11 protein-coding genes are annotated in these 12,216 nt (G+C 67.7%); 5 read left to right on the top strand and 6 right to left on the bottom strand.

Annotated elements, in window-relative coordinates:
- The first annotated feature begins 31 nt into the window (after positions 1-31).
- The gene (locus tag CA606_RS15300; RefSeq protein ID WP_096053753.1) at positions 32-2,092 is read left to right on the top strand and encodes a phosphocholine-specific phospholipase C; all 2,061 of its coding nucleotides are present in this window, start codon (positions 32-34) and stop codon (positions 2,090-2,092) included.
- Positions 2,093-2,301: 209 nt separating this feature from the next.
- The gene (locus CA606_RS15305) at positions 2,302-3,615 is read left to right on the top strand and encodes a M20/M25/M40 family metallo-hydrolase (RefSeq protein ID WP_096053752.1); all 1,314 of its coding nucleotides are present in this window, start codon (positions 2,302-2,304) and stop codon (positions 3,613-3,615) included.
- Between the two features lie 158 nt (positions 3,616-3,773).
- Here CA606_RS15305 and CA606_RS15310 read toward each other — a convergent pair whose 3' ends face one another.
- The 6 genes from CA606_RS15310 to CA606_RS15335 all read right to left on the bottom strand — a co-directional run bounded on the left by CA606_RS15310 (position 3,774) and on the right by CA606_RS15335 (position 9,138).
- Positions 3,774-4,706, bottom strand: coding sequence for a DMT family transporter (locus CA606_RS15310; RefSeq protein ID WP_096053751.1), 933 nt, complete (start codon positions 4,704-4,706; stop codon positions 3,774-3,776).
- A 206-nt stretch (positions 4,707-4,912) separates the two neighbouring features.
- Positions 4,913-6,289, bottom strand: coding sequence for a M23 family metallopeptidase (locus tag CA606_RS15315; RefSeq protein WP_096053750.1), 1,377 nt, complete (start codon positions 6,287-6,289; stop codon positions 4,913-4,915).
- 258 nt (positions 6,290-6,547) lie between these two features.
- A complete protein-coding gene (gene ctrA / locus CA606_RS15320; protein WP_010920871.1) occupies positions 6,548-7,243 on the bottom strand; it encodes a response regulator transcription factor CtrA in 696 nt (231 codons plus the stop codon).
- 414 nt (positions 7,244-7,657) lie between these two features.
- Positions 7,658-8,452, bottom strand: coding sequence for a LytTR family DNA-binding domain-containing protein (locus CA606_RS15325; protein WP_096053749.1), 795 nt, complete (start codon positions 8,450-8,452; stop codon positions 7,658-7,660).
- Positions 8,453-8,494: 42 nt separating this feature from the next.
- A complete protein-coding gene (gene higA / locus CA606_RS15330) occupies positions 8,495-8,821 on the bottom strand; it encodes a type II toxin-antitoxin system antitoxin HigA (protein WP_096053984.1) in 327 nt (108 codons plus the stop codon).
- Between the two features lie 26 nt (positions 8,822-8,847).
- Positions 8,848-9,138, bottom strand: a complete 291-nt coding sequence (locus CA606_RS15335; protein ID WP_096053748.1) for a type II toxin-antitoxin system RelE/ParE family toxin — start codon at positions 9,136-9,138, stop codon at positions 8,848-8,850.
- 204 nt (positions 9,139-9,342) lie between these two features.
- Here CA606_RS15335 and CA606_RS15340 point away from each other — a divergent pair, with 204 nt between their 5' ends.
- Genes CA606_RS15340 through fliJ form a run of 3 tightly spaced genes read left to right on the top strand, consistent with a single transcriptional unit; the run spans position 9,343 to position 12,165 of the window.
- Positions 9,343-10,350 (top strand): alpha/beta hydrolase family protein, encoded by a 1,008-nt coding sequence (locus CA606_RS15340; RefSeq protein ID WP_096053747.1) that lies wholly within the window; start codon positions 9,343-9,345, stop codon positions 10,348-10,350.
- 58 nt (positions 10,351-10,408) lie between these two features.
- Entirely contained in the window at positions 10,409-11,743 is a 1,335-nt protein-coding gene (fliI, locus tag CA606_RS15345) for a flagellar protein export ATPase FliI (RefSeq protein ID WP_096053746.1), read from the top strand.
- A gap of 2 nt (positions 11,744-11,745) precedes the next feature.
- On the top strand, positions 11,746-12,165 hold the full coding sequence (gene fliJ / locus CA606_RS15350; protein ID WP_096053745.1) for a flagella biosynthesis chaperone FliJ: 420 nt from the start codon (positions 11,746-11,748) through the stop codon (positions 12,163-12,165).
- Positions 12,166-12,216: the final 51 nt, after the last annotated feature.

Here is a 12,216-nt window from a genome sequence, read left to right on the forward strand (position 1 = left end):
ACCTCCGGCCGCAGTTCACCGGAGTCCCGCCATGCCCAATCTCGACCGTCGCAGCCTGCTCGCCGCCCTCGGCGCCCTGAGCCTGCCGCCGGCGCTGGCGCGCGCCGCCGCGATCGACGCCGACGTGCGCAGCGGGACGATCCAGGATGTCGAGCACGTGGTGATCCTGATGCAGGAGAACCGCAGCTTTGATCACTATTTCGGGACGCTGAACGGCGTGCGCGGCTTTGGCGATCGGTTCCCGATCCCGGTCCGCGACGCGGCGGGACGCCAGGACGGCTCGGTCTTCGCCCAGGCCTGGAGCAAGGACAAGCTCTTGGCGCCCTTCCCGCTGGATAGCGCCCAGACCTTCGCCCACATGCGCGTCGAGGGCACGCCGCACAGCTGGACCGACGCCCAGGACGCCTGGGACCAGGGCCGTATGGACCGCTGGCCCGACGCCAAGAAGCCCTGGTCGATGGGCTATTTCCAGCGCGCCGACATCCCGTTCCAGTTCGCCCTGGCCGATGCCTTCACGCTGTGCGACGCCTATCACTGCTCGACCCAGACCGGCACCAACACCAACCGCCTGTTCCTGTGGACCGGGACCAATGACGGCCTGGGGCAGGCCGGCGGTCCGTCGATCTCCAACAGCCATGACAACTTCGCCGAAAAGGGCGGGTCCAAGGAGTCCTACAGCTGGACGACCTATCCCGAGCGGCTGCTGCAGGCCGGGGTCAGCTGGCGCATCTACCAGGACATGGCCGACAACTTCACCGACAACCCGCTGGCGGGGTTCAAGGCCTATCGCGAGGCCTACAAGGACCTGCCGGGCTCGAACCCGCGCCTGAAGCAGCTGGCCCTGTCGACCCATCACCTGGACAAGCTGCGCGAGGACGTGCTGGCCGGCCGCCTGCCGCAGGTCTCGTGGATCATCGCCCCGGCCGCCGACTCTGAGCATCCGGGCCCCTCCAGCCCCGCCCAGGGCGCGGACTACACCGCGCGCGTCATCGACGCCCTGACCGCCGATCCCAAGGTCTGGGCGCGGACGGTGTTCCTGGTGATGTTCGACGAGAACGACGGCTTCTTCGACCACGTCCCGCCGCCGGCCCCGCCATCGTACGACGCGGCGGGCAAGCTGCTGGGCGCCTCCAGCGTCGATCTCGTGGGCGAGCATCACCGGGTGCGCAATCCCACCGAGGCCAAGTCCGAGCGCGACGACCTGATGGGCCGCCCCTATGGCCTGGGTCCGCGCGTGCCGCTGTACGTGATCTCCCCGTGGAGCCGGGGCGGCTTCGTCAACAGCCAGGTGTTCGATCACACCTCGGTGCTGCGGTTCCTGGAGACACGCTTTGGCGTGATGGAGCCCAATATCTCGCCGTGGCGTCGGGCGGTATGCGGCGACCTGACCACCTGCTTCGACTTCAAGACGCCCAACACCAACCCCTTCCCCGCCCTGCCCGCCACGGCCGAGCCGGCGGGCCGCGCCGCCAAGCTGGGCCGCGCCAAGCCGCCGACGCCCGAAGCGGTGGTCGCCCCGGTCCAGGCCAAGGGCCCCCGCCCCTCGCGCGCCCTGCCCTATGCCCTCGAGATCGACGGGCGCGTCACGCCGGACGGTATGGCCCTGACGATGGTCAACGCCGGCAAGGTGGCGGCGGTGCTGCACGTCTATGATCGCCTGCGCCTAGACCAGGTCCCGCGTCGCTACACCGTGGGGCCCAAGGCGCACATGACCGACACATGGCCGGCCGGGGCGCATGATCTGTGGATCGTGGGTCCCAACGGCTTCCATCGTCGGTTCGCCGGGACCGGCACGGGCGTCGAGATCACCGCCCGTCCGTCGAAGGACGGCCTGGTGGTGACGATCAGCAACACGCGGCCGACCGCCCGCTCCGTCGACCTCGATATCCTGGGCCAGGCGCCCTGGCGCGTGGATCTGCCGGGCGTCGACACCGTGTCGCAGACCTTCGCCACCCAGCAGGGCTGGTACGATGTCACCGCGCGTCTCGAGGGCGAGCCGACCTGGCTGCGCCGCCTGGCCGGCCGGATCGAGACCGGCGCGGACTCGATCAGCGATCCCTGGGTGGGCGGCGAGGCGGTGCTGAAGGTCTAAAAAACCAATCGTCATCCCGGCCGCGCCCCGGCGAAAGCCGGGGGAAGAGCCGGGACCCAGGGGCGGCTTGCACAGCGATTCTTCACCCCCTGGGTCCCGGATAGCCTCTCCGAGGCTTCCGGGATGACGAGGATTTGAAAGCTCGGACCCAGCTTCGCTTTGCTCGGCATGACGGTTTAGGGTGCGCGCGAAGCTCAAGGATTCGCCGCATGCTCCGCCACACCGCCTCCCTGCTCGCGCTGGCCGCCGTCCTCGTCGCCGCGCCCGCAACCGCTCAGTCCCAGGGCACCGCGCCCAAGGCCGCTGACGCCGACAAGGCCGTCGCCAAGATCGTCGCCTCGCCCGGCTTCAAGAAGGCCGTCGCCAAGCTGGACGCCGACTTCGACCGCACCGTCGCCGACATCATCACCCTGACCGAGATCCCCGCCCCGCCCTTCAAGGAAGAGCAGCGCGCCAAGGCGTATCTCGAGATGCTGAAGGCCCACGGCCTGACCAATGTCGAGATGGACGCCGAGGGCAATGTCATGGGCGTGCGTCCGGGCACAGCCACCAAGGGCAAGGGCCCGTTCGTGGTCATCGCCGCGCACCTGGACACCGTCTTCCCCGAAGGCACCGACGTGAAGGTGCGCCGTGAGGGCACCAAGCTGATGGCGCCGGGCATCGGCGACGACACCCGCGCGCTGTCGACCCTGCTGGCCTATGTCCGCGCCATGGACGCGGCGGGCATCAAGACCAAGGCCGATATCCTCTTTGTCGGCAATGTCGGCGAGGAAGGCCCCGGCGACCTGCGCGGCGTGCGCTACCTCTTCAACAAGGGGCCCTACAAGGGCCGGATCACGTCCTTCTTCTCGATGGACGGCGGCGATCCCGACCAGATCGTCGACCAGGGCACCGGCTCCAAGCGCTATCGCGTGACCTTCACGGGTCCCGGCGGCCACAGCTATGGCGCGTTCGGCATCGTCAATCCGATGGCGGCCATGGCCAAGGCCGTGACCGACCTCTACGCGATCGAGGCGCCCAAGAAACCCAAGACCACCTACTCGGCCAGCGTCACGGGCGGCGGCACCTCGGTGAACTCGATCCCGCACGACGTGTTCATGGAGTTCGACATGCGCTCGGAGAGCGCGGCCGAACTGGCCAAGCTGGACCAGACCCTGATCGGCATCTTCGACAAGGCCGTGGCCGGCGAGAACGCCGTCCGCTCCACCAAGAACGGCGTTGTCAGCTACCAGGCCAAGGTGATCGGCGAGCGCCCGGCCGGCGCCACGCCACACACCACCCAGATCGTCGCCTTGACGGAAGGCGCGGTAAAGGCCCTGGGCTACAAGCCGACCTATCAGGCCAGCTCGACCGACTCCAACATCCCCATGAGCCTGGGCGTGCCGGCCCTGACCATCGGCGCGGGCTTCCGCGGCGGCCGCGCGCATGCGCTCGATGAGTGGATCGACGTCACCAAGGACGAGAGCCTGAAGGGCATGCAGGTGGGCCTGGCGGCCCTGCTGGCCGTGGCGGGGGTGGAGTAAGGGCAGCTATCCCTGTGTCATCCCGGCCGGAGCGCGCCGAAAGGCGGGCGGAGAGCCGGGACCCAGGGGCGGTCCGCACGGCGTCTTGTCACCCCCTGGGTCCCGGATAGCCTCTTCGAGGCTTCCGGGATGACACGGCGTTTGTCGCTAGGGGAACCTTAGCCCTGGCGGCTTCGCGCCCGCCCCGTGACCAGCACGATCCCCCCGCACACCAGCGCCAGGGCGGCGGCGTTCTTCCAGGCCAGCACCGGCTCGTGCAGGAACAGCGCCGATAGCAGCACCCCGAACACCGGGATCAGGAAGTTGAACACCGCCAACAGGCCCACGGGATTGTGCTTGAGCAGCAGGCTCCACAGCGCAAAGGCGGCCGCCGACAGTCCGGCCATATAGGCCAGCAGCGCCAGCGAGCGGACGTCGAAGGCCTCCAGGTGACCGCCCGCCACCGCGCCGATCGCCAAGAGCACGCCGCCGCCGATGGCCAGTTGCCAGCCGGTCATCACCATAGGGTCGCAGGTCTGGGAGATCGCGCGCCCCCAGATCGAGCCGGCCGCCAGCACGAAGGCGGCGGCGACCACAAAGCCCTCGCCCAGCAGGCTGAACTCGAAGTCGAACCCCTTCCCGCCCAGGTTCACGGCCAGCACGCCCGCAAAGCCCAGCAGACAGCCCATCACCTTGCGCGGCGTCAGCTTGTCATTGGGGAACAGCAAATGGGCCAGGATGACGCCGAAGAACGCGCCGGTGGCGTTCATGATCGACGACTTCACACCGGTGGCGTGGGCTAGGCCGATATAGAAGAACACGTACTGCAAGGTGGTCTGAAAGACGCCCAGACCCACCAGGCGTCCGATCTGGGCGCGGGGCACGGCGATCGGCCTCCGGCTCGCCACCGCCAGGACCAGCAGGATCAGCCCCGCCGCCAGAAAGCGCCAGCCGGCGAACAGCATCTGGGCGGCGGTGTCGGACTTGGCCACATGCAGCAGCGCATAGCCCGCCTTCACCGCCGGAAACGCGCTGCCCCACAAGAGGCAGCAGAACAGGGCCACGCCGACGACGAAGCGGCGGTCGCTGTAGAGGTGGGTGGAAGAGGGCAAGGCGGCGCTACTTAACTCACTGAGATCATTTTCCGTCATCATCCCGGCCGGAAGACCGCGTAGCGGGCCGTAGCGCCGGGACTTAAGGGGCGCCGCACGACAGCGTGCCGCTTAAGTCCCGGATAGCCTCTGCGAGGCTTCCGGGATGACGCGTTGTTTGGGCTTTGCGGTATCGGCGCTTTCGCGCCCACACCCTAGGCCAGACCCTACCGCAGGCTGAGCTTGGCCTTCTGGATGTCGGCGCTGGCCAGCTTGGGGGTGTCCTCGCCACTGACGGGCGCGCCGCCCTCGGCCAGCATGCGGTCGACGCGGGCCTTCTGCGACTTGAACGAGGCCAGTTCGGCGCCCGCCAGGATGGTGCCCTGCGGCACCTTGGCGCCGATCGGATTGACCCGCTGCCCCTTCAGCCAGACCTCGTAGTGCAGGTGCGGGCCCGACGACATGCCCGTGGAGCCGACATAGGCCACGACCTGGCCCTGACGCACCCGCGTCCCCGGCTTGATGCCCTTGGCGTAGCGCGAGATGTGCGCATAGCCGGTGTCCCACTGGCCCGAATGGCGGATGCGCAGCCAGTTGCCATAGCCGGCCCAGCGGCGCGCCTCCAGCACGACGCCGTCGCCGGCGGCCAGGATCGGCGTGCCGGTGCCGGCCCCGAAGTCGACGCCCTGGTGAGCGCGGTTGTAGCCCAGGATCGGGTGGCGACGCAGGCCGAACTTCGAGGTGATCCGCGCGCCGTCGACCGGCGTACGCAGCAGGAAGCCTTTGATGTTCTTGCCGGTCTCGTCGAAGAACTGGCTCTTGCCGTCCTCCCCGCGCCGATCGAAGGCGTAGAACTTCTGGCCCTTAACCTCGGCGTATTCCAGGTCGCCGGCCTCGATGGTGCGGCCGCTCTCGGTGACCTTGCGATCGAAGATCAGGCAGAAGCGGTCGCCTTCCTTGATGTCGCGCGAGAAGTCGATCTTGTGCGAGAACAGCTTGGCCGCCTGGCTGATCACCGCCGGGGTGCCGCCGACATTGGCCACGCTCTCGTAGAACGAGCCGTTCATCTCGCCGCAGGCCACCTGCTGCTCGTCGCGGACCTCTTCTTCCATCTCGCGCAGGCGCAGGGCGCCGTCGAAGGTGCGCGAGACGGTCAGGGTCGAGGACGGGCTGGTGCGCATCGACAGGCCGACCAGACGCGCGGGGCCCCGCTGGCTGCGGCGCTGGGCGACGGCGGCCTCGAAGGCCATGCCGGCCTTGATGTTGACGGTGTCGATGGCGCCTTGCAGCGTGGCCACGACCTGACGGGCCTCTTCGGGCGCGACGCCGGTGCGCTGCACTGCGCCCTGCAGGGTCTCGCCGGGGCGGACCTTCACCTCGATGTTTTCAGGACGTTCAAAGCCGGGCTGAGCCTCGGCGCTGGCGAAGGCGATGTGCTGCAGGGCCACGAGGGCGGCGGGATCAAGCGGAGCCTTGGCGAGCGGGGCCGCGGCGTCGCCGGCGGTCAGCTTCCAGCCCAGGCCCAGAGCCAGCAGGCCGGCGACCGCGGTGAAAACACGCGGCGCCCAGCGCGTGGCGCTACGTCGTGGATCGAATTCTTGCATCGGTCCCCCGTCGGTGTCGATGCCGCGTAAGCCAAAATGACACGGCTGGGAAGCCCCCCAGCAAGCGTTACGCCGGACCGTCTCGGCCCTGGCGCTCAGCCGACCGGACTATTCCGCGCCTTTGTCTTTTTGTCACGACCAAGGTTCCCGTTCGCGGATGGGCGAAGCGTAACCTTATGGTTTCAAATAGAAAACGCCCACCTTTTGGGTGGGCGTTTCTGGGTGGGTTCTACAGTAGGCTGCCGGAGTTCCAACGACTCAGGCGGCGTTGACCTGCTCGTTCGGGTCGCGCAGCACATAGCCGCGGCCCCAGACCGTCTCAATGTGGTGCTTGCCGTGCGCCGAAGCGGCCAGCTTCTTGCGCAGCTTGCAGATGAAGACGTCGATGATCTTCAGTTCCGGCTCGTCCATGCCACCGTACAGGTGGTTCAGGAACATTTCCTTGGTCAGGGTCGTGCCCTTGCGCAGGGAGAGGAGCTCCAGCATCTGGTACTCCTTGCCGGTCAGGTGAACGCGGTTGCCGTTCACTTCCACCGTCTTGGCGTCCAGGTTGACCACGATGTCGCCGGTCTTGATGACCGACTGAGCGTGACCCTTCGAACGACGGACCACCGCGTGGATGCGGGCGATCATTTCGTCCTTGTGGAACGGCTTGGTCATGTAGTCGTCGGCGCCGCCGGCGAAGGTCTTGACCTTGGTGTCGATTTCCGACGAGCCCGACAGGATCATGATCGGCGTGTTGATCTTCGCGACCCGCAGGGTGCGCAGAACATCGATGCCGCTCATGTCCGGAAGATTGAGGTCGAGCAGGATAAGATCGTAGTCGTAGATCTTGCCCAGATCGACGCCTTCTTCACCCAGATCCGTCGTATAGACGTTGAAGCCTTCAGACTTCAGCATCAGTTCGATGGTCTGCGCCGTCGCGCTGTCATCCTCGATCAACAGTACGCGCATGAGCCCCTCCACGCCAACACTGGCGTATTCGAACGTCTTTGGCGGGAGTCCGCCGGTGAAACCCTTCGGCCACTTTGCCGGAGAGTTAATTTAAGACTGGTTAATGGTGAATGTTTCCCGTCGGAGGAATGGTTAATCTGATTTGCGAATCGGGTGCAAGCCGCGTCGGAGCCCCTGAACACATTGGTCGCAGGCGTCGCAGGCGGGTGTTTTCAGCGCGTCATTTGGCCGTAAAAAATCGAGAAAATCGAGGCCTGGAAGGCGGTTTGAACGGCGTTACGGCGTTAAGAACCGCCTTGACCCCTTCGCCTCACACACGAAATCGCGGCGTTCTGTCGCGAGATTTTTCTAAGCCGTCCACACCTGTTTTCGCCGCGCGCCGCGCCCCGCCGCGACACCCGGTCGCGGAGGACTTTACTCGGCGTCGTCCGCCAGCCAGCCCGCCGCCCGCAGCTTGGCCACCGAGGCGCGACTGACCGGCGCGGTCTCGCCGTCGACCAGCCTCAGGCGCAGGTTGCGACCGTCACGCTCGACGCCCGCAATCGCCCGCCGCGCCACCCACCAAGAGCGATGGGTCTGCAGCCCCTCGACCCCGGTCAGCATCGCGGTGACCCTGGCCAGCGGCCCCATCTCGAGGCGCGACCCGTGTTCGGTGCGAATGCGGACATAGTGGTCCTCCATCTTCAGATAGAGGACGTGACTGACGTCTGCGCTCGGCGCCGCCTCCGACGGCGCTGAGGTCAGGGACAGGGCGGGCGCCGGGGGAGCAGGCCCCTCCCCCGCCTGCCGCCCGCGCAGGACGTAGGACCCCACGACCAGCGGGGTCGAGATCGCCAGGCACTGGCCAAACCACGCCGCCAGCGGCACCGCTTCGATCACGCCTGGCCAGAAGGCGATCGCGAACAGCCGCAGAGGCGCGCCTAGAAGCACCGTCCCCACCAGGATCACGGGCGCAAGCGCCGCCCAGTCCGGGAGCCCCAGCCGCCGCGCCCCGGCGGCCCCCAGGCGTGTGAGCGTTCCAAACAGCACCATGCCAAAGGCGACGCTGCAGACCCAGTAGGCGACGCGCACCGCCGGCCCGTCGTTGAAGAAGCTGCCGAACGGCCCCATCAGGCCCAGCAGGATGCCGATGACGACGGCCACCGACAGGTCGATCGTCCACTCGCGGGCCGTGCCCAGCAGGGGCGGCTTGGAAGCGTCTGCGCTCATGGCTCTTCGTATAGAGCGCCGTCAGGCGGCGGCGCCAGGGGGTCAGGCGGCGGCTTCGTCGTCCGCGTCTTCGGCGAAATTGGCCTCGGTCGCGCTGACCAGGGCCAACTTCAGCCCCAAGGCATGGACCACACGCAAGATCGTGTCGAAACGCGGCGAAGCGCCGTCTTTCAGCGCCTTGTAGAGGCTCTCGCGCCCCAAGCCGGCTTTCTCGGCGACCTCGGCCATCCCCTTGGAGCGAGCGATCAGCCCCAGCATGTGCTGGATATAGTCGGCGTCGCCCGTATCGAAGGCGTCGGCCAGAAACACGGCGACCGCCTCGGCGTCGTCGATCTCTTCGACAGGGTCAAAGCGAACCAGTTCAACCATGGGCTCCTCGTCCATCTCCACAGAGATCAAAGACTTCTCGCGATCATCTTGGCTTTTTCGATGTCCCTTGCCTGGGCCCCCTTGTCGCCGCCGTGCAGGAGAATGATCAACACATCGCCGCGTCGGACAAAATAGAGCCGATAGCCCGGTCCGACATGGATTCTCAGTTCGCCAACGCCCTCGCCGACTGTCCGAAAATCTCCAAACAGCCCCTGAGCCAGACGCGCCAGCCGGGTGGAAATCGCCCGCCGCCCTTTCGCGTCTCGCAAGCCGGCGCGCCAAGCCCTGAACGCAACGGTTTCTACGATCTCGATCATAGCTTTGTATCCGATCAGATACAATAGAAAGCATCGCTCGCGATGAGAACATTTAGAGAACATTCTTTCACGGCGATCGCAAGCTCAGTCCCGTTCGCCGGCCCGCGAACCCATTCGCCCATTCGCGCAGGAGCGCTGGCGGCGGCCGGAAAGCGCCGTCAAAGCAGCCTCATCGCTCATCTCAAAGGGACCACCCGGACCGCCATGTCGCTTCGTGCTCTTTTCGCCGCCGCCAGCCTCGCCGTCGCCGCTTTCGCCTCGCCCGCGCTCGCCGACAACGCCGGCTTCATGGTGCTGCGCCAGCCCCGCGCCGAGGGCCCGCCGGTCGAGGTCGGGATCTGGTATCCGACCAAGACCACGCCCGCCTTCATGCCGCTGGGCTCGTGGGGCCACACGGTCGCCGCCGGCGCGCCGGTCGCCGGCGAGGCCCTGCCGCTGATCGTCATGTCGCACGGCAACGGCGGCTTCTTCGGCGGTCACGCCGACACCGCCCAGGCGCTGGCGGAAGCCGGCTTCGTGGTCGCCGCCCTCACCCATCCCGGCGACAACTACAAGGACCAGAGCCGCGCCACCGCCATGGCCGACCGCCCCGCCGCCCTGTCGGCCCTGATCGGCTGGATGCTGGAGGCCTCGCCGCTGAAGGCCAAGCTGGACCCGGCCAAGGTCGGCGCCTTCGGCTTCTCCTCGGGCGGCTTCACGGTGCTGGCGGCCGCCGGCGGCAAGCCGGACCTGGGACTTGTTCCCGCCCACTGCCAGGCCCACCCCAACGACTATGCCTGCAAGCTCAGCGCCGGCCGTCCGATCCCCGCCGACGTGCTGACCGCCCCTTGGGTTCACGATCCGCGCATCAAGGCCGTGGTCTCGGCCGCCCCAGCCTTGGGCTTTGCGTTCGGCAAAGACGGGCTGAAAGGGATCACCGCGCCGGTGCAGCTGTGGAAGGCGGCCGATGACGAGATCCTGCCGGGCGACGCCTATGCCGAGTTCGTGCACCGCAACCTCAAGCGCAAGCACGACTACCGCGTCGTGAAGGGCGCCCGGCACTTCGACTTCCTCACCCCCTGCGAGACCGCGCCCGTGGGCGGGACCCAGATGCTGTGCGCCAGCGCGCCCGGCTTTGACCGCAAGGCGTTCCACCAGACGTTCAACACCGAGGTCGTGCGCTTCTTCAGCCACCAATTGGTCGCACCCGCAAAGGCGGCTCCGAAGGGCTGAGTTCATTCCCGATTAACCACGTTGGCCGAGTCTGGCGCCTGCTGTTTCGGGAGCCGTCTTGCGTAGCCTCATCGCCGCCGTCGAACGTATCGATCCGCTGACCATCTATGGTCGGGTGGCCGCGGTGAACGGGCTGCTGATCGAGGTGCGCGGCGGCCTGACCCGCCTGGCCGTCGGCGCGCGGGTCGAGATCGAGCGTTTCGGCCAAAAGCCCCTGCCCGCCGAGGTGGTCGGCTTCCGCGAGACCCGCGCCCTGCTCATGCCCTTCGGCCCCGTCGAGGGCGTGGGTCCGGGCGCGGAGATCCGCATCGTGCCGGAAGGGGCCGTGGTTCGCCCGACCAAGGCGTGGCTCGGCCGGATCATCAACGCCTTCGGCGAGCCGATCGACGGCCTGGGTCCGCTGCCGCAGGGCGAGGTCCCCTATCCGCTGAAGACCGCCCCGCCGCCGGCCCACGCCCGGGGCCGGGTGGGCGAGCGCCTGGATCTGGGCGTGCGGTCGATGAACGTCTTCACCACCACCTGCCGGGGCCAGCGCCTGGGCATCTTCGCCGGCTCGGGCGTCGGCAAGTCGGTGCTGCTGTCGATGCTGGCCAAGGAGGCCACCTGCGACGCCGTCGTGGTCGGCCTGATCGGCGAGCGGGGCCGCGAGGTGCGTGAGTTCGTCGAGGAGACGCTGGGCGAGGAAGGCCTGCGCCGCGCCGTCGTCGTCGTGGCCACCTCGGACGAGCCGGCCCTGACCCGCCGCCAGGCCGCCTACATGACCCTGGCGATCAGCGAGTTCATGCGCGACCAGGATCAAGAGGTGCTGTGCCTGATGGACTCGGTCACCCGCTTCGCCATGGCCCAGCGCGAGATCGGTCTGGCCGCCGGCGAGCCGCCGACCACCAAGGGCTATACGCCCACCGTCTTCACCGAACTGCCCAAGCTTCTGGAGCGCGCGGGGCCGGGACCGATCCGTCCCGACGGCACCACCGCCGCCCCGATCACGGCCCTGTTCACGGTGCTGGTCGACGGCGATGACCACAACGAGCCGATCGCCGACGCCACGCGCGGTATCCTGGACGGCCACATCGTCATGGAGCGCGCCATCGCCGAGCGCGGCCGCTTCCCGGCCATCAATGTTTTGAAGTCGATCAGCCGGACCATGCCGGGCTGCCAGCACCCGCACGAGCGCGACATCGTCAAGGGCGCGCGCCAGGTGATGTCGGCCTATTCGAACATGGAAGAACTGATCCGCATCGGCGCCTATCGCGCCGGGGCCGACCCCGTGGTCGACCGCGCCATCCGCCTGAACCCGGCGATCGAGGCTTTCCTCAGCCAGGATAAGGAAGAAGCAACCAGTCTCGATGACTCTTTCGGGATGCTGGGCCAGATCCTGCAGAGTGAGTACTGATCGTGACCAAGTGGGCCGCCTCTCTGATCCGGATCTCCAACCACGAGGTCGAGACGCTGCAAAAGCGTCTGGCCGAGATCACCGAACGGCGCATGGCCGCCGAGATGCGCGTCACCCTGCTGGACGCCGAGGCCGAGGCCGAGGCCAAGAACGCCGAGGGCGACCCCTCGGCCGGCTGGTACATGATCGGCTACCGCGAGGGCCACAAGCGCCGCCGCGCCGACATGCTGGTCCAGATCGAGCAGTGCCAGCAGGAAGAAGCCGGCGCGCGCGACGCGCTGTCCGAGGCCTTCGAGAACCTCAAGAAATACGAGCACGTCGCCGAGCAGGCCAAGATCCTGGCCGCCAAGAAGCTGAACGCCTTCGAGTCCGCCCAGATGGACGAACTCAGCATCCGCCGCGCCGCCGTCGGCGGTCGGTAGAGGCGAACATGCCCGCCCCCTTCCGGTGTCATCCCGGCCGTAGCGCGCAGC

The sequence above is a fragment of the Caulobacter vibrioides genome, assembly GCF_002310375.3.
Classification (GTDB): domain Bacteria; phylum Pseudomonadota; class Alphaproteobacteria; order Caulobacterales; family Caulobacteraceae; genus Caulobacter; species Caulobacter vibrioides_D.